The organism is Microbispora sp. NPDC049125 (assembly GCF_040802045.1).
Classification (GTDB): Bacteria; Actinomycetota; Actinomycetes; order Streptosporangiales; family Streptosporangiaceae; genus Microbispora.
On sequence record NZ_JBEZDW010000010.1, the window covers coordinates 125681 to 146674 of the forward strand.

At 70.5% G+C, this 20994-nt stretch carries 20 protein-coding genes and 1 pseudogene; 15 read left to right on the plus strand and 6 right to left on the minus strand.

Annotation, left to right across the window (positions count from 1 at the left end; all coding sequences use genetic code 11):
- Window positions 1-30: 30 nt before the first annotated feature.
- A complete protein-coding gene (locus AB0B72_RS14715; RefSeq protein WP_367739245.1) occupies window positions 31-714 on the plus strand; it encodes a hemerythrin domain-containing protein in 684 nt (227 codons plus the stop codon).
- Between the two features lie 226 nt (window positions 715-940).
- Here AB0B72_RS14715 and AB0B72_RS14720 read toward each other — a convergent pair whose 3' ends face one another.
- Together AB0B72_RS14720 and AB0B72_RS14725 are read right to left on the minus strand one after the other, a co-directional pair.
- The gene (locus AB0B72_RS14720; RefSeq protein ID WP_367739246.1) at window positions 941-1840 is read right to left on the minus strand and encodes a helix-turn-helix domain-containing protein; all 900 of its coding nucleotides are present in this window, start codon (window positions 1838-1840) and stop codon (window positions 941-943) included.
- Window positions 1779-2633 (minus strand): RNA polymerase sigma factor, encoded by an 855-nt coding sequence (locus tag AB0B72_RS14725; RefSeq protein WP_367739247.1) that lies wholly within the window; start codon window positions 2631-2633, stop codon window positions 1779-1781. The genes AB0B72_RS14720 and AB0B72_RS14725 overlap by 62 nt, the downstream gene beginning before the upstream one ends.
- Window positions 2634-2666: 33 nt before the next feature.
- Between AB0B72_RS14725 and AB0B72_RS14730 the strand changes: the two genes are divergently transcribed.
- The 4 genes from AB0B72_RS14730 to AB0B72_RS14745 all read left to right on the plus strand — a co-directional run bounded on the left by AB0B72_RS14730 (window position 2667) and on the right by AB0B72_RS14745 (window position 5864).
- Window positions 2667-3641 (plus strand): LysR family transcriptional regulator, encoded by a 975-nt coding sequence (locus AB0B72_RS14730; RefSeq protein WP_367739248.1) that lies wholly within the window; start codon window positions 2667-2669, stop codon window positions 3639-3641.
- 402 nt (window positions 3642-4043) lie between these two features.
- Entirely contained in the window at window positions 4044-4235 is a 192-nt protein-coding gene (locus AB0B72_RS14735; protein ID WP_367739249.1) for a DUF3311 domain-containing protein, read from the plus strand.
- A gap of 4 nt (window positions 4236-4239) precedes the next feature.
- Complete coding sequence (locus AB0B72_RS14740; RefSeq protein ID WP_367739250.1) at window positions 4240-4947, plus strand: hypothetical protein; 708 nt, start codon at window positions 4240-4242, stop codon at window positions 4945-4947.
- 26 nt (window positions 4948-4973) lie between these two features.
- Complete coding sequence (locus AB0B72_RS14745) at window positions 4974-5864, plus strand: hypothetical protein (RefSeq protein WP_367739251.1); 891 nt, start codon at window positions 4974-4976, stop codon at window positions 5862-5864.
- Window positions 5865-6058: 194 nt separating this feature from the next.
- On the opposite strand, the gene AB0B72_RS14750 is transcribed toward AB0B72_RS14745, so the two are convergent.
- A complete protein-coding gene (locus AB0B72_RS14750) occupies window positions 6059-7648 on the minus strand; it encodes a phytoene desaturase family protein (protein WP_367739252.1) in 1590 nt (529 codons plus the stop codon).
- Between the two features lie 194 nt (window positions 7649-7842).
- On the opposite strand from AB0B72_RS14750, the gene AB0B72_RS14755 reads away from it, so the two are divergent.
- The 4 genes from AB0B72_RS14755 (at window position 7843) to AB0B72_RS14770 (ending at window position 12692) form a co-directional block, all read left to right on the plus strand.
- Window positions 7843-8748, plus strand: coding sequence for a pseudouridine-5'-phosphate glycosidase (locus tag AB0B72_RS14755; protein WP_367739253.1), 906 nt, complete (start codon window positions 7843-7845; stop codon window positions 8746-8748).
- Window positions 8749-8751: 3 nt separating this feature from the next.
- Window positions 8752-9663: a carbohydrate kinase family protein gene (locus tag AB0B72_RS14760; RefSeq protein WP_367739254.1), complete on the plus strand. Its 912-nt coding sequence runs from the start codon at window positions 8752-8754 to the stop codon at window positions 9661-9663.
- Between the two features lie 75 nt (window positions 9664-9738).
- Window positions 9739-11721, plus strand: coding sequence for a hypothetical protein (locus AB0B72_RS14765; RefSeq protein WP_367739255.1), 1983 nt, complete (start codon window positions 9739-9741; stop codon window positions 11719-11721).
- Between the two features lie 143 nt (window positions 11722-11864).
- Window positions 11865-12692, plus strand: a complete 828-nt coding sequence (locus AB0B72_RS14770) for an alpha/beta hydrolase family protein (protein ID WP_367739256.1) — start codon at window positions 11865-11867, stop codon at window positions 12690-12692.
- Between the two features lie 151 nt (window positions 12693-12843).
- On the opposite strand, the gene AB0B72_RS14775 is transcribed toward AB0B72_RS14770, so the two are convergent.
- Window positions 12844-13731, minus strand: coding sequence for a hypothetical protein (locus tag AB0B72_RS14775; RefSeq protein ID WP_367739257.1), 888 nt, complete (start codon window positions 13729-13731; stop codon window positions 12844-12846).
- 174 nt (window positions 13732-13905) lie between these two features.
- Here AB0B72_RS14775 and AB0B72_RS14780 point away from each other — a divergent pair, with 174 nt between their 5' ends.
- Window positions 13906-14670, plus strand: a complete 765-nt coding sequence (locus AB0B72_RS14780; RefSeq protein ID WP_367739258.1) for a GNAT family N-acetyltransferase — start codon at window positions 13906-13908, stop codon at window positions 14668-14670.
- A gap of 37 nt (window positions 14671-14707) precedes the next feature.
- Here the strand turns inward: AB0B72_RS14780 and AB0B72_RS14785 are convergent.
- Window positions 14708-14819 (minus strand): annotated as a pseudogene (locus AB0B72_RS14785) (transposase); the annotation flags it as partial.
- 412 nt (window positions 14820-15231) lie between these two features.
- On the opposite strand from AB0B72_RS14785, the gene AB0B72_RS14790 reads away from it, so the two are divergent.
- Together AB0B72_RS14790 and AB0B72_RS14795 are read left to right on the plus strand one after the other, a co-directional pair.
- Window positions 15232-16221, plus strand: a complete 990-nt coding sequence (locus tag AB0B72_RS14790) for a zinc-binding alcohol dehydrogenase family protein (RefSeq protein ID WP_367739259.1) — start codon at window positions 15232-15234, stop codon at window positions 16219-16221.
- A 132-nt stretch (window positions 16222-16353) separates the two neighbouring features.
- Window positions 16354-16965 carry a CGNR zinc finger domain-containing protein gene (locus AB0B72_RS14795; RefSeq protein ID WP_367739260.1) on the plus strand — a complete coding sequence of 204 codons (612 nt, stop codon included), beginning with the start codon at window positions 16354-16356 and terminating at the stop codon, window positions 16963-16965.
- A gap of 299 nt (window positions 16966-17264) precedes the next feature.
- Here the strand turns inward: AB0B72_RS14795 and AB0B72_RS14800 are convergent, their stop codons facing one another.
- Window positions 17265-17702 (minus strand): GNAT family N-acetyltransferase, encoded by a 438-nt coding sequence (locus AB0B72_RS14800; protein ID WP_367739261.1) that lies wholly within the window; start codon window positions 17700-17702, stop codon window positions 17265-17267.
- Window positions 17703-17910: 208 nt separating this feature from the next.
- On the opposite strand from AB0B72_RS14800, the gene AB0B72_RS14805 reads away from it, so the two are divergent.
- From AB0B72_RS14805 to AB0B72_RS14815, 3 genes are all read left to right on the plus strand, one after another.
- Window positions 17911-18345 (plus strand): MarR family winged helix-turn-helix transcriptional regulator, encoded by a 435-nt coding sequence (locus tag AB0B72_RS14805; protein WP_367739262.1) that lies wholly within the window; start codon window positions 17911-17913, stop codon window positions 18343-18345.
- Window positions 18342-19256 (plus strand): alpha/beta fold hydrolase, encoded by a 915-nt coding sequence (locus tag AB0B72_RS14810; protein ID WP_367739263.1) that lies wholly within the window; start codon window positions 18342-18344, stop codon window positions 19254-19256. The genes AB0B72_RS14805 and AB0B72_RS14810 overlap by 4 nt, the downstream gene beginning before the upstream one ends.
- 322 nt (window positions 19257-19578) lie before the next feature.
- A complete protein-coding gene (locus AB0B72_RS14815; protein WP_367739264.1) occupies window positions 19579-20814 on the plus strand; it encodes a cellulose binding domain-containing protein in 1236 nt (411 codons plus the stop codon).
- Window positions 20815-20994 lie beyond the last annotated feature (180 nt).

Here is a 20994-nt window from a genome sequence, read left to right on the forward strand (position 1 = left end):
GTGCCCCGGCTTCGACCATGAAGGATGACAGTGACGCAGGCGAGTACCGGCCCCATGGCCGACGTTCGTGACATGTATCTGGCGCACACGATGATGCGCCGTGAATTCCGCCTCCTGCCCCAGCTGGTCCGGGATGTGGCTCCGGGAGACACCAGACGAGCCGCGGTCGTCTCGGACCACGCGGAGATGATCTGCCGCGTGCTGCACCTGCATCATGAGGGCGAGGACATCGTCCTGTGGCCGCTTCTGCTGGAACGGGGTGGCGCGGAGACGGCGGCCGTCGTTCCCACGATGGAGGAGCAGCATCACGGCATCGAGGCCGCGCTGAAGCGTGCGCAGGAGCTTCTGCCGACCTGGAAGGCCACGGCGCGAGGGGGTGAGGAGCTCGCTGCCGCTTTCGAGGTGCTGCTCGACGGCCTTCTCGAGCACATGGCTCTGGAGGAGAAGGAGATTCTCCCCATGGCCGAGAAGTACGTGACCTCAGCCGAATGGAGACGCTTGGGGGAGCACGCGCTGAACCACAGCCCGAAGAAGGCCCTGCCGCTCGGCGTGGGCATGGCGATGTACGAGGGCGACCACGAGGTCGTGAGGGAAGTGCTCACCCACGCGCCTCTCCCAGCCCGCCTGATCATGCCGGTACTGGCCCCACGTCTTTACGCGTCACACGCCAAGAAGGTGTACGGCACCCGCACTCCACCTCGCGTCGGGAAGTGACGACACCGTCCCACTCGGGAATCCACTTCGGGGCCGCCCGTCGGCCGGGGCCCCGTCATCACGAGAGCAGGCAATGCAAGAGGAAGCTTTTCAGGCGTTCGAGGACCACGTGATCCACGACATGCTTCGCGTCTGCGCGGAGATGCGCCCGCCTGTGGACATCTTCGTCGAGTGAGCTGAATCCGCCGCGGTCGCCGGTCCATTCTCATCGGTGGACCGGCTCGCGCTAGATGGCGTCCAAGCCCTGCGCGCGAAGGCGCGTGTTCCGATCCATCTTCCGGTACTGCGTCGGCGTGAGCCCGAAACGCTGCCGGAAGGCCCGGGAGAAATGGGCCGCGTCGGCGAACTGCCACCGCGCCGCCAGGTAGGTGATGGTGACCGAGGAGTCGTGGGTGGCCATCTCGATTCGCGCGTGGTCCAGCCTGCGCCGGCGCACGTAGGCCATCACGGATTCATCCGATTCCGCGAAGGCCCGGTGCAGGGTGCGCAGCGAGACGCCGAGGCCCTTGGCGATGCTTCTGGGGTCGAGGGAAGGATCCCGGAGATTGCGGTCGATGTACCGTTCGGCGCGGCTCCGCATGTGGCACGAACGCGCCTGTGACGAGAGCTCGGCGTCGAGGATCCCCCGGATGAGGTGAAGAGTGGAGTTCCGGGCTCTCTTCGCGGCCTTGGCGGTCAGTCTGCCGGCGGTGTCGCCGAGCGCGTCGAGCTGGGCGAGCAGCAGGCGGGCCTTCGGAGAGAACGAACTCACCGTCACGAAGGAGCTGAGCCGTTCGAAGGACACCCCGGACAGCGCCTGTCTGGGAAAGATCAGGATACGCGAGGTCGTCGCATCGCCCGTTGTATATCTCCAGTCGCCCCCGAAGTCACGAACGCAGATCGTTCCCGGGCCGATCACCACGTCGTTCCGGGCATCGGTGATGCGAACCGAGCCGGCGGTGACGTGACACACGAGCATGAGCTTCGCCCACCCGCTTTCGCGTGACCGCCAGGAGAAGTGCGCGCTGTGCGCACCGCTGACCCTGCTCACGACCAGCATGTCGTCGAGACTCTGCCAGGTCACCTCATCGTGGTAGTCCACCACCGCGGGCACGGAGATCTCCGGAGGGACCGCCGAGAGTCCCATCTGCGTGGATCCCTTTTGCCACAGGCGCTGAAGCAGTTTGTCGCGCAGTGGCATATCCCGCGGTATTGCGATATGCCAGGTAACCAATTCGGACAGCTTTCCTTTCCATCCCGGCCACTTGGTATCGCCGCACCAAGCCGGCCAAAATCCCCAGCCGGAAAGTCGGGCCGCGACGAAGCGACAGTAAGGCCCAGGAGAGGATGGCCTCGCTTGCGCTCCATCGATCCGAACGTCTCATTGACCTCTCCCCTCGCCCACGCGCAAGCCGGCTTCGCACCGTTCCCACCGGGACGCCGCACGCGCGGGCGATCTCCTGATAGGAGTTCACCTGCGTGAAATACCGCAAGATCGCCACCTCGCGTACGGTCGGGCTCAAGCTCATCAGGCCGGACCAGATCCAGTCGCGCGTCGCCTGACGCTCGATGACCTCGGCCGGATCGCCGGCACCGCCTGTCACGATCGACTCGTCCGGAAGACCGACGGGAACCGGCAGCCTGCTCCGGAGTCGCATACGGCATGTATTGCGCACGATCGCCTTGAGCCAGGATCCCGCCGCGGCGGGATCACGAAGATCCGCCAGCCGGGAGATGGCCGTGACGGCGGCGTCCTGGCAGGCGTCTTCGGCATCGGCGCCGTTGCCAAGGATGCCGTACGCCACGGCGTACATCGCTCCGCGATTCAGCTTGAGCAGGAGCCCGAGGCTTTGCGGATCGCCCTGCTGCGCCGCACGGACCAGATCGATCTGCGCACGCTCTCTCCGGTGAGGGTCCCAGGAGGGCTCTGACCTCGGCATACGGGTCGATGTATCGTTGCGAGGGGGTGGCTTATGGACATCCGGCAGATCGAGTTCTTCATCGCGGTAGCGGAGGAGCTCAGCTTCACCCGGGCCGCCGAGCTGATGTACGTCACCCAGTCGGGGCTGTCCTCCTCGATCCGCGGTCTGGAACGCGAGCTGAACGTCCGGCTTTTCGACCGCACGCCCCGGACCGTCGCGCTCACTCCGGCGGGTCATGCCCTCCTCCCCCGCGCCCGCCGCATGTTGCGCGACGCGCGGGCGGCCCTGAGGGAGCTCGCGGACGAGTCGGCGACAGGCAGCCTCTCGGTCGGCTCCGAGCAGTGCCTGGGCGACTTGGTCGATCTGTCCGAGCTGATCGCGACGTTGCACTCACACTTTCCCGGCGTCTCGATCCGGTACGAGCAGCTCGGGTGCCAGGAGCTCTTCGACCAGTTGCTCCGGGGCGAGTTGGAGGCGGCGTTCCTGGCCCGGCCCGGCGAGTTCGTCGCGCCGTCCAACGGCAGGAAGCTGGACTCGTTCGAGGTCGCCCGCGAGGACTTCGATCTCGTGCTGGCGACAGGGCACCCACTGAGCTCTCGTGACGAGATCACCTGGTCCGACCTCGAAGAGCACCTTTTCGTCGACTTCGACACGACGTGGACGGGGCGGCGGATCGTCGACTCCGCCTTCGCCAGGCGGCGCCTCGTGCGGCGGGTCGCCTTCACCGTCAACGACATGCACATGCTCATGGACCTGGTGCAGAAGGGCCTGGGTGTCGCGCTGGTCCCGGCTCCGCTCGCCGGCAAGCCGCAGGCAGAAGGCCTGGCGCGGCGGCCGTTCCCCGAACCGGACCTGCAGTGGGTCGTGCACTTCGTCACGACCGAGGACAGCGGCCCGCCGGCACGCCTGCTCGCCGAGATGGTGTTCACCGCCGAGACCCTGACCGCGACGCGACGCGATGTCGAGGCGAAGGCCGCGGAGCGTCCCTCCGGCCCCGCTGAGGTGACACGGACCGGCTCCGCCTAGGGAGGCGCCGAGCCGGCCGCGCCCTCCCCCCGGAGTACCGGTACCGCAAGGCATCGCTCCTTCCATCGTTCCGCGGACCACGTTAGGCGGAGCCCTTCGAGGGCGTCCAACACGAGTCACTCATGGCTGTCATGCGAAATCGGTGTGGCACGGCACGGACACACGGAACGGCTTTTGGATTTAAAAAACTGACACGCACATTCTTTTCCCGGGCGACGACATCGAACAGAGTTTTCAGGGTGTTGTGAGCGTATCGAGCGAGCAACTCTTCTGACTGTCATGGCAAGACATGCAGCGGCCATCCTGCGATCACGGGATGGCCGCTCGATTTGTGAGGGGGCACAATGGGCCGGCAACGTGTCCGGGCCGCGGCGAAGTGACCGCAGCCCATGGAACTGGCTGTTGATCCTTCCGGTCGTCGTCCCGCTGTTGACGTTCGTGTTCAACAAGAGCACCCCGCGGCTGGCCGGTCTCCCGTTCTTCTACTGGGTACAGTTCGCCTTCGTCATCCTCGGCGTCGGGTGCACGACGATCGTCCACCTGGCGACCCGTGACGCGCGCACCGGGTCGCACGCCGCGCCGAAGGAGGACTGAGCCGATGTCCGGACGGCACACCACCGAACTCGTCATATTCATCGTCCTGTTCGCGCTCGTGAGCGCGATGGGCTTCGTCGCCGCGCGCTGGCGGCGGCCCACCACCATGCGGTCCCTGGACGAGTGGGGCCTGGGCGGCCGCAGGTTCGGCTCGTGGGTCACCTGGTTCCTCGTCGGCGGCGACGTCTACACGGCCTACACGTTCGTGGCGGTGCCCGCGCTGGTCTTCGGGGCGGGCGCGGCCGGCTTCTACGCGGCGCCGTACACGATCGTGGTCTACCCGCTGGTGTTCCTCGTGCTGATCCGGCTGTGGTCGGTCTCGCACGTGCACGGGTTCGTCACCCCCGCCGACTTCGTCCGGGCCCGCTTCGGGTCCTCCACCCTCGCCCTGCTGGTCGCGATCACCGGCATTGTGGCGACCATGCCGTACATCGCCCTGCAACTCGTCGGTGTCCAGGCGACGCTGGAGGCGATGGGCGTCGAGGGCCACTGGCCGTTGATCATCGCGTTCGCGATCCTGGCGGCCTTCACCTACCAGTCAGGCCTGCGGGCGCCCGCCTTGATCGCGTTCGTCAAGTATGTGCTGATCTACGCCGTCATCCTCGTCGCGATCTTCTACATCCCGCATAAGCTCGGCGGCTGGAGTCACATCTTCGACTCCGCCCAGGCCAAGTTCGACAAGACCCCGCGCCGGCCGACGGCATCCTGCTGAACCACAACAACCAGCTCAACTACGCGATGCTCACGCTCGGTTCCGCGCTCGCGCTGTTCCTCTACCCCCACACCGTCACCGGCGCGCTGGCCGGCAAGAACCGCAATGTCATCACGCGGAACATGGCGGCCCCCCCTGCCTACACTCTCCTGCTCGGGCTGATCGCGCTGCTCGGCCTGATGGCCATTGCCGCCGGGATCACGCCCGTCACCGGCGGCAACGGCAAGCCGGACGGCAACACGATCGTGCCGCTGCTGTTCGACCACGTCTTCCCCGGCTGGTTCACCGGGATCGCCTACGCCGCGATCGGCATCGGCGCGCTGGTCCCCGCCGCGATCATGTCGATCGCCGCGGCGAACCTCTTCACCCGCAACGTGTACAAGGAGTACATCCGCCGGAACGCCACCGACTCCGAAGAGGCCACCGTGAGCAAGCTCGCCTCGCTGGTCGTCAAGGTCGGCGCGGTGCTGGCCATCCTGCTGCTGGACCCGCAGTTCTCCATCGACCTGCAACTCATCGGTGGCGTCGTCATCCTGCAGACGCTCCCCTCGGTCGGCCTCGGCCTCGTCACCCGATGGTTCCACCGCGGCGGCCTGATCGCGGGCTGGGTCGCCGGCATGGCTGCGGGCATGTGGATGCTCTACCGCATCCCCAACCCCGCCAACGGTCACCAGCACTTCGGCAGCTCGGCCTACCCCCTCGGCGACATCGGCCTCGACACCAAGATGACCGTATACACCGGCGTCATCGCCCTCGCGGTCAATCTCGTCGTCGGCGTCGTGGCGACCCTCGTGCTCAAGGCGGTCAAGGCCGCGGACGGCCTCGACGCCACCCGCGCCGAGGACTACGTCGCCGACGAGGGCGACCCGAAGATCGTCCGCGGCACCCGCGCGGTCGAGGAGCAGCTCGTGATATGAGCCACGCCGGCGACCCGGCGGACGCACGGCGGTGCTGATCCGGGCCGCTGAACGGCGCGGCAAGAGGGCCTTCCGGCCGATGTGGATGTGGCGATCCATCTCGAGCCGGAAGGCCCTGCGCGGAGCCGGCTCATCGCCGAAGATCCAGCGGTCTCGGGGCATCCTCACGCACCGGCACGAGAGCTACCCGGCGGTCATGAGAGTCCGGTCAGGACGGCCATGGCGGCGTTGTGGCCGGGGATGCCGCTGACGCCGCCGCCGCGCCGGGCCCCCGCGCCGCACAGCAGGATCCGTTCGTGCGCGGTCTCCACCCCCCACGGGCCTGGCCGCGAATCCTCGCGTGGTTCGGCGTACGGCCAGGACAGGTCGCGGTGGAAGATGTGCCCGCCCGGCAGGCCCGCCTCCCGCTCCAGGTCGAGCGGGGTCTTCGCCTCCAGGCACGGCTCGCCCGACGGGGCACGCAGCAGGCACTCCTCGATCGGCTCGGCCAGCACGGCGTCGATCGACGCGATCGTACGGCGGAGCGCCTCCCGCCGGGCCTGCGGCCCGGCGAGGGGGTCGCGGAAGAGGCGGGCGGGCATGTGCAGCCCGAAAAGGGTCATGGTGTGCGCGCCGGAGCCCCGCAGCGACGGGCCGAGGATCGACGGGTCGGTGAGCGAGTGGCAGTAGACCTCGGCGGGCGGGAGCTCGGGGACCCGTCCGGCGGCCGCCTGGGCGTAGGCCGCCGCGAGCTGGTCGCGGCCCTCGTTGATGTGGAACGTGCCGCTGAACGCCTCGGCCGCCGTCACCGCGGGGTCCTTGAGGCGGGGCAGCCGCGACAGCACCATGTTGATCTTGAGCTGGGCGCCCTCCGGCGTCTCGGGCTCCTCGCCGAGCAGCCGGGAGAGCACGGCCGGAGGCAGGTTGGCCAGCACCTTCCCGCCCGTCACCGTATGCTCCGGGCCGCCGCTCCCCAGATGCTCGGCGCCGCCGGTCAGCTCCGTGCCGCCGGTGAACGTGACCTCGCCGCCGACCGGATCGATGGCGACCACCTCGGCCCCGACGCGGATCTCCGCGCCGTGCCGGAGGGCGACCTCGGCGAGCTCCGCCGTGACCGCGCCCATCCCGCCGACGGGGACGTTCCAGTCGCCGGTGCCGTCGCCGACGACGTGGTAGAGGAAGCACCGGTTGGCGAGCAGATCGGTGGCCGGATCGGCGAACGTGCCGATCAGCGCGTCGGTGAGGACCACCCCGCGCACCGTGTCGTCGGCGAACCGCTCGTCGACCACCTGGCCGATGGGCCGTTCGAAGAGGTCGCGCCAGGCCTCGTCGTCGCCGATCGCGTCGCGCAGAGCCGTACGCTCCGGAAGGGGTTCGAGCAGGGTCGGCGCGACCCGCCGGGCCACGTGCGCCGTCATGCCGTAGAACCGCTCCCAGGCGTCGAGGTCGTGGCGCCCGCCCGTGACGGCGGCGAAGGAGGCCGCGGTGCGCTCCGCGTCGCCGCCGTCGACGAGCAGGCCGGTGCCACCCGCAGGCGTGTAGGAGGAGAAGCGGCGGCGGCGCAGCTCCAGGCGCAGCCCGAGGTCACGCACGATCTTCGCGGGAAGCAGGCTGACGAGGTAGGAGTAGCGCGACAGGCGGGCGTCCACTCCGGGGAACGGCCGGGCGGAGACGGCGAGGCCGCCGACGTGGCCCAGGCGTTCCAGCACCAGCACGCTGCGCCCGGCGCGCGCTAGGTACGCGGCGGCCACCAGACCGTTGTGACCGCCACCGGCGATGACGACGTCGTAGTGCGAGCGAGGCATGAGGGCTCCCGGGAGACTCGGCGGGGGGAACGGCGTCACGGCGTGCCCCATGGGCCCACCGCCTCGGGAGGGAGGTCAGAGACCGGTCTGCCAGTGGGGATCCGGCTGCGAACCCCCAACCACCACAAATGCCACCATGACCGGCACAATAGCCCGAAGCGGACACCTTCCGCCATGCCCGGAACAGGAGAGTCATGCACGTATCCGACGAGGTCGCCGAGGCGCTCGCCGCCGGCCGCCCGGTCGTCGCGCTGGAGTCCACCATCATCTCGCACGGGCTGCCGCAGCCGAGGAACCTGCGGGTCGCCCTGGAGCTGGAGGAGATCGTGCGGGAGGCCGGGGCGGTGCCCGCGACGATCGCCGTCCTGGACGGCGTCCCGCGCGCGGGCCTCGACAAGGCGGGGCTGGAGCGGATCGCGACCGAGCCGGGGCTGCGCAAGCTCGGGTTCCGGGATCTCGCCCCGGCCGCCGCTCTCGGGCTGAGCGGCGCGACCACTGTGTCGGCGACCTCGTTCCTCGCCGCCAGGGCGGGCATCCGCGTGTTCGCCACGGGCGGCCTCGGCGGCGTCCACCGGGGCTGGACGTCGGTCCAGGACGAGTCGGCCGACATCGACACGCTCAGCCGCACACGGATCACGGTCGTCTGCGCGGGCGTGAAGTCGATCCTCGACGTGCCCGCCACCCTCCAGCGCCTGGAGACCCGGCAGATCACGGTCGTCGGCTACCGGACCGACCGGTTCCCCGGCTTCTACCTCCACAGCTCCGGCGAGCCCGTCGACTGGCGGATCGAGACCCCCGGGGAGGCCGCCGGCATCATGCGGGCGCAGGACGCGCTGGGCGGGCTGGACGCCGCGCTGATCGTGGCCAACCCCGTCCCCGCCGATCTGCAGCTCGACCCGGCGCTGCACGACCGGGTGCTGGAGGAGGCGCTGAACGCCGCCCAGGAACGGGGCGTCACGGGGCAGGCCATCACGCCGTTCCTGCTGGAGCGCCTCGTGGACGGCACGGGCGGGGCGTCGCTCGAGGCCAACCTGGCCGCCGTACGGGGGAACGCCCGCCTGGCCGGGGCGATCGCGGCCTCCTGGGCACAGGGAGCCTAGACCGTGGCCGTGACAACGGCCGGGCTGCTGGTGATCGGTGACGTGGTCACCGACGTGGTGGCGCTGCACGACGGGCCTCCGGCCACCGGCACGGACACGCCCGCCGACATCACGCTGCGCGCGGGCGGCTCGGGGGCCAACACGGCCTCCTGGGCCGCCCGCCTCGGCGCCGACACCCGCTTCCTGGCCCGGGCGGGCTACGACACCGGGGAGTGGCACACGGCCGAGCTGGCCAGGTGCGGGGTGCGGCCACACGTCCGGGTGGACCCCGAGCGGCCCACCGCCGTCGTCATCGCCCTGGTCGACGCGACCGGCGAGCGCTCCATGCTCACCAACCGCGGCGCGGGCGGCCACATCGGGGTGGACGACTGGACGCCCTCGCTGCTTGACGGCGTGAGACACCTCCACGTCTCGGGATACGTCCTGTTCTCCGAGCCGGGCCTGGAGCTCGCCAGGCTCGCCATGCGGCAGGCCCGCGAGCGCGGGGCCACCGTCAGCGTCGACCCCGCCTCCGCCGGCTTCCTGCGCGGATTCGGGCCGGAGCGGTTCCTCGGCGAGACGGCGCCCGCCGGGATCGTGATCCCCAACCTGGAGGAGGCCCTGCTGCTCACCGGGGAGCGGGACGCCGAGGCGGCGGCGACCGCCCTCGGCGCGCGGTACGGCACGGCGGCGGTGAAGCTGGGAGCCGCGGGGGCGCTGCTGGCGCTCGGGAGCCGTATAGTCGCCAGGGCGGCCGCGCCCGCCACCGAAGTGATCGACTCGACGGGCGCGGGCGACGCGTTCGCGGCCGGATTCCTCACCGGAACGCTGGCCGGGCTGCCGCCGGAGGAGGCCCTCGTGAGAGGGTGCGAAGCCGGTGCCGCGGCGGTCGCCCAGGTCGGGGGCCGCCCGAGCGCTGGAACTTTACCCTATTGACACCAATTGCCGGTTTGCCGCGTAAGCTGCACCATTAGCAACATGCGTCACTCTCGGGAGGGTGCGGTCATACCGATGGACGCCGAGTCAACGATCTGCCTGAGCGACCTGGTCCCGGCCCTGCGGTGGAGCCGTCCTCAGCAGGTGGCCGAGATGCTGGCCGACCCCCGCCTGCCCGGCGGCTGGTGGGCGTCCGTCGCCCTCGGCCGGGCGATGGACGCGACGGGAGTGGACTGGCTGTGCGAACGGCTGGCCAGGCTCGCGATGGGGCGATGGGACCATCTCCCCCTGACCGACCTGCTTCCCGCACTCCAGGTGCACACCATGGACCCGGCCCTTCCCGGCTGGCCCGAGCCGGCCCGCTCCGCGGTCGCCCGGCTGGGCGGCTGGTACCGGCTGCGCCGCCTCACCCCGCTGGACCTGCAGTCCCCCGGCGTCCCCGACTCGTCCGAGGCGCTCCTGACCACCGTCTTCCGGGAGATCTTCACCCACCTCCAGGCGCAGGCCCCGCTTCAGGAGCGGAAGATCGCGGCGCCGGCCGTCCCCGTGACCGCGCCACCGGCCGCCCCGGGAGAGGCGCCACGGGGGCTGCCCACCGGATCGACCGGGTCGACCGGCCCCTTCACGGGACCGGCGGGGATCGTCGCGGCGCCTCCTAGGGGCGCCAACGGGCACCACCCGGCGGGCCCCGCCACCACAGGACCTCCCATCACAGGACCGGCCACCGGGCCCCTCCCCACACGGCCCAGCCGCGCCACCACGACCGGCCCCCTCCCCGTACGGCCCGCCGCCGCCGGCCCTCTTCCCGGAGGCGCCCTCACCCCGGGACCGTTCACCACAGTCGCCTTCACCACGGGACCCACCACCACGGGACCCGCGCCCGCCCAGGACCGTGTCCCCGCCGCCGCCCCGCTGCCGGCACCCGTTCCAGCGGCGGCACCCGCCCCGCCGGCCGCTCCGGCCGCCCCGCCGGCCGTGCCGTCGCCGAGCGAGCACCCCATGGTCTCCGTCGTCGACGGCCTGTTCCGGGGCTGGGACCCGATCACCAAGGCCGTCGCGGCCCAGCGCCTGTTCGCCGCCGAGCCGGTCGGCCTGCGCGCCCTCGCGCACGACCTGCAAGTCGACAGGGAGATCCTCTCCCAGGCGCAGCGGGCCGCCGAGGAGCGGGTCCTCGTGTGGCTCCGCTCCTCCGACTCCGCCCCCCTCACCGGCCACATGTTCGGCCTGACCGAGTGGCTCGGGGCGGCCGCGACCCAGGAGCAGCTGATCGCGGCCGATCCGTCCCATCCGGTCGAGGTCCCCGCGCTCGGCACGCCCCTGTGGCGGGTGCTCGTCACGCTGATGCCCGACCGCCGCCTTCAGGACGGCTGGCTCGTCGTGGGCGACCTCGCCGGCCTGCGGGAGAAGACGCGGCAGCTCCTCACGAGCAAGCCCGCCGACGCCGACGTGATCGAGCTGCTCGGCCGGCTCGGCATCCGCGCCCACTCCGCCAAGGCGTGGATCGACTCCATGCCCGAGATCTCCGGGCAGGACCAAGGCCAGCTGGCGGGCCGGCACATGCAGGAGGAGCTCGCCGAGGCCGCGGGCAAACCGGCGCCGCTCCCCCGCAGGACCCCCGGCGTCAACGGCCACCACCACCATCGGGGCGGCGTCCCCGTCCCGGTGCAGGCCAACAACGGCCCCGACGCGGCCACGGCTCTGGCGGCGCTCAGCGCGCTGAGCGCCGGCGTGCCCCGGCCGCACCTCGTCCCCGGCCCCCGTACGCCCTCCAGCCCCGCCTCCGACCCGCGCCGCTGGCAGCGGATCGACGTCACCAGCGGCCACCTGCGGGGCGACCCGGTCCCCGTCCCCGAGGGGTACGCCGCCCAGCTCGGCATGCGCCCGGGCACGCTCCTGTCGGTCACCGGGCCGGGGGACAACGCCGTGGTCCTGGTCTGGCGCGACCGGCAGCCGGTGTTCGACTCGCTGCAGCCGGTGCTCATGCGGCTGAACGCGCGCCCCGGCGACTCCGTCTACGTGACCGTGGACGGCTACCGCCTGGAGGCCCAGCTCACCTGACGTCCACGGCGGCACCCCGCGGCCCGTGCCGCGGCCGTTCAGGTGACGAGTTCGCCACCAGCGCAGGGCCGGGCCGTTCCGCCGGCCGGTGCGCGCCCCTAGCGTGGGGACGCGGCGATCCGGACGGCAAGGGGCTGATGAGCATGCGGCAGATCGAGGCGATCAGAGGCACGGCCGCGGGGGTGCCGTTCACGGCGCTGCCGCCGGCGGTCCCGGACGCGGTGCCGGCGCCGCTCGTGGTGACCTGGCACATGATGGACGCGCCGCGCACCGACGCCGCGTTCGCGGCGGCGCTGCCGCTGGCCCGCGTCCCGGCCTGGCGGGTGCACCTCGGCATGCCGTGGTGCGGGGACCGCGCGTGGGACGGCGGGCGCGATGAGGCGTTCGCCGATCCCATGATGCGGTACGTGCACCCGGTCGTCCGGCAGGCCGCAGAGGAGTTCCCGGCGGCCCTGTCCGAGCTGCGCGGGCGGTTCCCGGTGGACGGCGGCCCGATCGGGGTCGTCGGCGGCTCGCTGGGCGGAGCCGTCGCCCTGTCCGTCCTGGCCGGAGGCGACGTCCCGGTCGCCGCGGCCGCCCTGGTCAACGCGGCCGTCCGGGCGCGCTCGGTGGTCGCGGTCATCGAGGGAGCCGGCCGCGAGCCGTACGAGTGGGACGAGGAGTCGCGGGCGGCCGCCGACCGGCTCGACTTCGTGGCGCACGCCGGCCGGATCGCGGCCCGCGCGCCGCGGCCGCCCGTGCTGGTCGTCAACGGCGAACTGGACTTCCCCGGCTTCCGCACGGACGCGGGCGAGCTGGCCGAGGCGCTGCGCGTACGGTACGACCAGCCGGACCACGTGCGGCAGATGACGGTTCCCGGCCTGGCGCATCCACTGGCCGAGCAGCCAGGCGTGGAGCCCGCGCCTCAGCTTCCGGCGGCCGCGGCGGTGGACCGGGCGATCAGCGAATGGTTCCTCGCGCACCTCGTCTGACCGGCCGGCGGGCACCACCACGACGGTGCGGCGGTGGTGGCCGCTCCGCCCGCGTCGGGCCAAAAGAGCTCCACCGCCAGGCCAGGAGGCCTCCGCCCGCCGTCAGGCGCACCCGTGCCGCCGGAGGCGTCACGGGCCGGGCGGTGATCGTCTAGGAGCGGCGCGGATCGTAGTTCTGGAACTCGAACAAGCGGATGTCGCTCCGCGGCAGGAGGGGCACGCCGCTGCTGGAATCCAGCACCACCCGGCGGCCCAGGGGCTCGCGCAGGGTGACCCCGATCGTGTCTGTCTTCCCCATCGCGTTGCAGAACTCCACATCGTCCTGCCGGACGTCGACGTCCACGACCACCGCTTCGGATGTCTCGTAGGCGCGCGCGCCGTACGTCGTGTCGCAGGTGCCGTGCCGGTAGCTCAGCTGGAGCTCAGCCGGCGCGCGCACCTCGTAGGTGCTCACCTCCTGGGTCCCGCGATCCAGCGGGCGGGGCGGCCCGCCCATCGCGGCCGGGTCCACCGCGACCCGCCGGAACGGCTCCGGCACGCCCTTCACGGTGAAGTCCCATGTGGGCACCCGTACGTCCCCCCGGCTGCTGGGCACCGTGGCCTCTCCCCGGGTGACCGCGACCACGCGCAGCGGCCGGCAGCCCTTCGCCGGGCACTTCTCGTCGGCGAAGGACTTGGGCTTGCTGAGCCCGGCGTAGGCGGCTGCGGCCGCCAGGACCGGCACGCTCAGCGTGCTCCCATCGGCCCAGCGCAGCCCGGCCGGGGCAGGCGCCCCGGCCGGGAGCTCGGTCTCCAGCTTCCAGGCGCTGTTGATCGCGCTCCGCCCGACCCACCGGGGCACGCGCTCCCAACGGAGCTCCATGGTCAGGTTCCGCAGCGGGACGAACCCCTCGATCCATGGCTCGCGCTCGGGGGAGCTCTGCCAGTGCTCGGCGACCTCCCGGGCTCGGTCGGCGAACTCGTCAGCGGTGACCGGTGCTCGAGCGGTACCGCAGGCCGCCGCGAGCATGAGCAGCACCGCGGCCGGAAACAGTCGCATATCCGTCAGACGCGCCGGCGACCGGCGCGGTTCGCCTCCGTCAGCCCGATGACACGACGGCCTTGCCGACGATAACGATCATGAGGCAAGGCCTGCGCTGTGGTTCCCGCTCCTGATAGGCCGTCGTCGTACGGGCCGTGGTCCACTGTCTATGACAGGTTGAGGTCGTGGGCGATGGCGGGTGTCTTCGATCGGTTGATGCAGGCGATGATCGCTGAGACCTTGAGCCAGTACACGAGTTTTGGCACGGCACACGCCGACATGATCTTGCAACGGGTCGGTGCTCGTGGTGGCGGATGCTGTCGTGAGCACGTTCGGTCGATCAATCACTCCACAATTCGTTGGACGTCTGTCGGACATCTTGCGACCATCCGCACTGTGACAGATGAAGCCGATCGCCAGACGTCGTTCACCACCAGTTCGAAGCATGTGCGCTTTGTCGAGTTGTCGCGCACTGTGATGTCCGCTCTGCTCGATGGGGACCTGCCCGCGGCCAGCAACACGGCCGGGGTCGCTCTGACTGAGTACTTCGTGACAGACAGAGCGCGGTGGCTGTGGCGGATTCGGATCGACCAGATGGCCGCCGATCCCCGCCACGCACAGTGGATAGTGCGGCAGGCGGTAACCGGGCCTGAAGGTGTCGTCATCGGTCATGCCGGGTTTCACGGACCGCCCGATGAGGCGGGCATGGTAGAGATCGGCTACGCGGTTGCTCCCGACTTCCGTCGCCAGGGGTATGGCCGAGCCATCCTGATCGAGTTGCTGCGTCGGGCCGCGGCCGAACCGGCGGTCGAGACCGTACGGGCGACCATCAGTCCCGACAATGTGGCGTCCCTGGCCACGATCGCCGGCTTCGGCTTCGTCGAGGTCGGCGAACACTGGGACGAAGAGGACGGTCTCGGACTCATCTTCGAAGTCCCCGCCAACCGCGGCCGCTAAGGCTGTACGGAGTTCGAGTCTTCGGGTGGGTCAACCGATCGAAGACACCCGCCATCGCCCACGACCTCGACCTGTCATAGACAGTGGACCACAGCCCGTACTCGGCAGGCAGATCCCGCCACGGGCCGCCCGCGCCACATCACCGCGTCGGACTGCTGCCGCAGGTCCGGGATCGGGCCCCGCGCACCCAGCAGGTGCGGCTCGATCAAGAACCATTCATCGCCCGTGAGCTCTCCACCCGCCATGACGACGGCCTGTCAGGAGCGGGAACCCCACAGCTCAGGCAATCCCTCTGATCTCAACTCCACGGCGGCATCCCAGCCCGCGGTCCACTCTCAGCAAGACATAGCCGTTAATACTTCACATACGTTGTTTCGGCCGGTCGGGTCGAAGCCCTGCGGGACTGCCTCGGTCGGCAACCTGGGACGTACGGGGAAGTCGACTTGAGGACAGAGCCCGACCCGGCCACTGGACAGACATAGACAATCTGATTACGCTTCTTTCATGCTCTGAGCCATCGGTCGTCCGACCGATCGGCGGGGCCGAGGTGAGGAACGAGCCATGCGCGCGATTGAATACGACCGGTTCGGCAGCTATGACGTACTGGAGTTGCGGGACAGGCCCCTGCCGGTGCCCACCGAGGGGCAGGTGCTCGTCAGGATGTCGGTGGCCGGGGTCAACCCACTGGACGAGACGGTGCGTTCGGGAAAGCTCGCGCCCGCCCTGCACAAGCCGCTGCCGATCCGGCCGGGTGGCTTCGGTGTGGGGCGGGTCGAGGAGCCCGGCGCCTCGGGACTGGCCGCAGGTGACCGTGTCGTGCTGAGCGGAGGACGGTACGGGGTGAGCACCGACGGTTCGTGGGCCGACTACATCGCGGTCGACGCGGCACATCTGGTGCGGATCCCGGACGGTGTCGACGACGAGACCGCCGCCGCGCTGACCACCGGCGCCGGTTACCTGACCGCTTACCTGGCGCTGAACGAGTTGGCGGGCTTCCGCGGCGGCCGGAGCGTACTGGCGCCGGGCGTCGGCGGTGCGGTCGGTCAGGGCGGCGTGGAGGTCGCCCGTGTCCTGGGCGCGTCGCAGGCCATCACCACGGCCACCACCACCGAGAAGGCGGAGCTGGGCCGGTCCGCAGGGTATAAGGTCATCGACCTCACGCACGAGTCGCTGCGTGAAGGGGTGGCGCGGCTGACCGACGGTAACGGCGTGGACGTCGTGCTGGACGGCGTCGGGGGATCGGTCACCGGGGAGGCACTCGGCTCGTTGGCCGTGGGCGGCACCCTCGTCAGCATCGGTTACTCGGCTGGAGTGCGTGCCGAGATCAACGTGACCGACCTGATATGGAAGAACGCCCACATCCACGGATTCAGGTTCGCCTTGTTCACCCCCGAGCAGGTCAACGCCGCCAACACGGCCCTGCTCGACCTGGTCTCGCAGGGTGAGCTTCACCCGAAGGTGGCGCAGGTTTTCCCACTGGAGAAGGCTTGCGAGGCGCAGCGCCTCCTGGCCGAGGGCGGCCCCTTCGGCCGCATCCTGCTCGCTCTGTGACCCAGCACGCCGCAACAGGGTGACACGGGGCGTATGTCACAGCGCCAAGGGAGGACCTGACGGGCACGTCGGCAGTGCGGACATGTCCGTTAGGATCCGCGGATGTCGTGTCCCTGGAGAAAGGACGACGCCATGACGTGGTCGGCCACGGAGCGCTACGCCTTGGAGCCTGCTCCCGGCGGTCTCGCGTTCGTCCAGGACCTGCTCAACACCTCGCCCGCTGGCAGGCCGCGCCATGCTGACTGGCTCGACGACCCCACCACCGCGCAGGCGTGGCTGAGCGAGGCGCTCGCCCGGTGGAGCACGGCTTCCGGTCGGCCCGCTCCTGCTGTGGACCTCACAGATCGTGACTGCGAAGCGCTGCGGGATCTGAGATGGGCTCTCCGCAGGCTTTTCTCCGATCAGAGCGACGGCGCCGAGGCCGTTTCCGCGCAGGTACTGGCCGCACTTCCCACACTGTCCGTCTCGATGCGGGTCGACGAGCGTGGCACCGTCGTCGCAGAACCTTCGGGTACCGGATGGCGGAGGGTCGCATCGCTCGCACTGATCGAATGCCTCCAGGCCCAGCAGACCGACCAGCGGCGGCGACTGAAGATATGCCGCAACGAGCGCTGCCCGTGTGCGTTCTACGACCGTTCACGCAACAATAGCGGCGTCTGGCACGACGTACGGTTCTGCGGCAACGCCGCAAACCTGCGCGCCTACCGCGCCCGCAAGCGGGAACAGGCCGCCTCCGGCGAGTGACCCTCGCACCACCCCTGCCATCGGCGGCCGAGCAACGGGGCGCCTGCCGGCCGAGCTTGTTCTCCCCCCTTTTCCGATCTTGGTGTGCGGACATGGGGTTTGATCGACAACAGAACGGCCAGTGGCGTTAGCGAGCCGACATGGGCGGAGTTGCCGCTATCCGCTGTTCGGATGTCGGTGGGTGCCGGGCGGCTACAGCCGGCGGCGCCCCTGCCCTCACATCGAGACAGGCTGACCAGGAAGAAGGGGCAGGAAGGGGTGACGCCAGAACGGCCCCACACTCGCCGTCGGGTGCTCGATTAGGGCCGGAGCAGCTTCCGGTAGTAGGTGGCCGAGACCTCGTATCCGAGCGCGCCGTAGAACTCGGCGGCGCGGCGCGTGGCCAGCGAGACGTAACCGGCGTCCCGGGAGCGGGCCCACGCCTCGAACTCCTCCAGCAGCCTGCGCCCGATGCCGTGCCTGCGGTAGGCGCCCTCGATCATGGCCTCCTCCACCCACGCGACCCGGCCGTTGGCGAACAGCGTGAGGTTGGTGAACCCGAGCAGGTAGCCGCGGACCGTCCCGTCGACGGTGCCCACCATGAGAAAGGCGTCCTCGTTCTCCAGAAGCCGCGTGAGCGCCGCTTCGAACGGCGCCCGCTCCGGCCGGAAGGTCACCGCGAACTCGCGGGCCAGCGCGAAAATCTCGTCCGCGTCGGTCTTGTCGGCCTTGCGTAGCTGGAGATCACCAGACGTCATGAAAGGGACTCTAGGATTTCGGCGGCACATACGTCCAATCGGCTCATAACCTGGCCTGACGGGCACAGCCTGAGGCCGTCGGCCGGGCACGCCGGCCCGCCATGACTCCGACCCGCGACTCCACCCCCACGGGCCCGCCGCCGAAGGATGACCGACCTGATCCGCCATGTAACTTCAACTTCTAAGTTAGCATGTTAAGTTAGCTCGCATGGAACGGAACCTGAGTTTCAACCTGCACGCGCTCACCGCACGCCTCGACCGGGCGGCCGACCGGATGCTGAAGGACTACAACGTGTCCTACAGCCGTTTCCTGGCGCTGACCCTTGTGGGCGAGTTCGGCGCCTCGACGCAGCGAGCCCTCGCGGACGCCCTCGGTGTGACCGAGCCGTCGGTGAGCCGCATGACAGGCGTTCTCACCGGGGCCGGGCTCCTGGAGGCGGGGCCCGATCCGGCCGGGGGGAACCGCCACCGGCTGACCCTCACCGACGACGGGAAGCAGCTGGTCACCGATGGCCTGCGGATGTTCGAACAACGCCTGGCCGCACTGGTCGCGCACAGCGGCGTGCCGTACGCCGAGTACGCCGCGCACACCGAGCGGCTGCTGGCGTCGCTCGACCACTTCGAACGAGAGGGAGCGAAATGAGCCGGGAAGTCCAGGACCGGCCGATGGTGCGCCTGCACACGGTCACATCGACCGACGGCACATCGATCGGCTGCCACACGCTGGGCAAGGGACCGGACGTCATCGTGGTCGGAGCCGGCCTGCGCAGCGCGTCTGACTACCTGCCGCTGGCGACCGCGCTCGCCGTCCGCCACACCGTGCACGTCGTCGACAGGCGCGGGCGCGGCGCCAGCGGGCCGCAGGGTTCCGAGTACGACCTGGGGAAGGAGGTCGACGATCTCCTCGCGGTTCAGGCGGCGACCGGTGCGCGATTGGCGTTCGGCCACAGCTACGGCGGGCTCGTCGTGCTCGAAACCGCCCGGGTGACCCCGGTGTTCGAGCGGATCGCGGTCTACGAGCCGGGCGTGCCGGCCGGGCCGATCTCCACCGGCTGGGTGGAGCCCTACCGGGAACGGCTGGCCGCCGGTGACGCGTACGGCGCGTTCGTGCACTTCCTCCGAGGGGTGGACGGCGTCCCCGCCTTCCTCGCCAAGCTCCCGTACTGGTACCTGCGCGCCGCCCTGCCCATCGGCTTCCGGGGGCGGCGCTGGGAGCGGATGAGGCCACTCCTGGACGCCAACCTGGGCGAGCACGAGCAGCTGGCCACCCAGGTGGGCCGGCTCCCCGAGTTCGCGGCCGTCACCGCCCCCGTCCTGCTCATGTGCGGAAGCCGCACCGCCGGGGTCGGCGGCGCCGGGCCCTTCGACGCTCTGCGCGACACCTTGCCGGCCGCCACGCTCGAAACCTTCCGGGGCCTCAACCACTTCGGGCCGGAAGGGAAGTCCGCCGGAGTCGTCGCGCGACGCACGCTGGCCTTCTTCTCCGAGGCGTCTACCGGACACGAGACCGGGCCGGACCGGGCCGGCCGGGACCACGCGCCAGGCCACGCGTAGGTGTGTGCAGGGCTGCCGGGACGCCGCGCGTGCGACCCGATGAGCCGGCGAAGAGGGAGCTGGTCTATTTCAAAACGGAAGACGCGGACTTGAACGTTTCACATTCCAATCGGCAGGCCCAGTGAAGATCCTCATTCTTCTGAGCTGCCGGTTCCCACTTGATTATCGGCTGTTGAATTCGCGCGCCGCGCCGGGCGGTTGACGGAGTGATCCGCGATTTTTAGCGTCTTGAGGGGCATCAGGACAGTGATGCGAACGTGGCGCCGGATGTCCAGCCATGGGCGCCCTGGCGGTACACGACGCCCGGCGAAGGAAGAGGCGAATGAACCTGATCCGACGACGGGCCACCACTGTGATCGCGTCCGCTGTCGCGGCGCTGACCGGGGCCCTGACCTGGCTGAGCGGCGCGCCGAGCGCCGGCGCCGCCGCCACCGGGTGCGCCGTCACCTACCGGATCACCAGCCAGTGGTCCGGCGGGTTCGGCGCGGACGTCACCGTGACGAACCTCGGCGACACGTTGAACGGCTGGGCGCTGACCTGGACCTTCACCACGGGCCAGAGTGTCACCCAGGCGTGGAACGCGACGGTGACCCAGTCGGGGACCGGCGTCACCGCCAGGAACACCGACTACAACGGCACCATCGCGAGCAACGGATCGGTGAACTTCGGGTTCAACGGCGCGTGGACGGCGAGCAACCCGGTGCCCGGTTCCTTCGCGCTCAACGGCACCACCTGCACCGGAGTGCCCGGCACCGCGTCGCCGTCCCCGAGCCCCAGCGCCACACCGACCCCGAGCCCGAGCCCCAGTCCCAGCCCCAGCCCGACGCCGTCGCCGTCGCCGAGCCGGATCACGGTCTGGCTGGCCGGCGACTCCACCATGGCGAACAGCGCCGGCAGCGGCATCGTCGGCTGGGGACGGGAGTTCGGCCAGTACTTCACGGCGAACGCCACCGTGGCCAACAACGCCGTAGGCGGCCGCAGCATCCAGACCTGGCTGTACGAATCGGCCGTCACCGCCAACCAGAACTCCGCAGGCGAGTGCGTGCTCAGCTCGACGGCGTACGCCTCCCGCTGGCAGGCCATGCTGAACGCGTCGACCGGGATGAAGGCCGGCGACTACCTGTTCATCCAGTTCGGCATCAACGACGGCTCGGCCACTTGCCCCCGGCACGTCGGCGCCGCCAGGTACCGCGAACTGCTCACCGCGATGGTCACCGCGGCCCGGCAGCGCGGCGCGAATCCCGTGCTGGTCACCCCGGTGGCGGCCCTGACGTGCAGTGGAAGCACGGCGACGCCCAACCGCGGATTCGTGACCGACACGTTCACCGTCGGCACGGCGACCGGCGCCCCGGTCGTCGACCTGCACAAGCTGAGCTACACGCTGTACAACAGCCTGCATTTCTGCCCGTACAGCGGCGACTACACGTCCGGCCCGGTGGGCGCGTTCTTCGCCGGCGATCACACCCACTTCGAGGCGGCGGGCGCACGGCAGATCGCCGGTCTCGTCGCCACGGCGGTGCGCGACCAGCGGCTCGGCCTCGCGGCGTACCTCCGATAGCGCGGCCGAGCGCATGCCCTGAACCGCCACATGCCGGTCAGGCGGTGCGGCGGGAGCGGGCCAGCTCGCCGGCGACCACGCCGGCCAGCCCCGTCCGCCTGCGACTGGGACGTTCCTGATCATGTCCGCCGGACCCGCCGCCGGTCGTCCGGCGCAGGCAGGTGCTACGTGCTGCCGCCG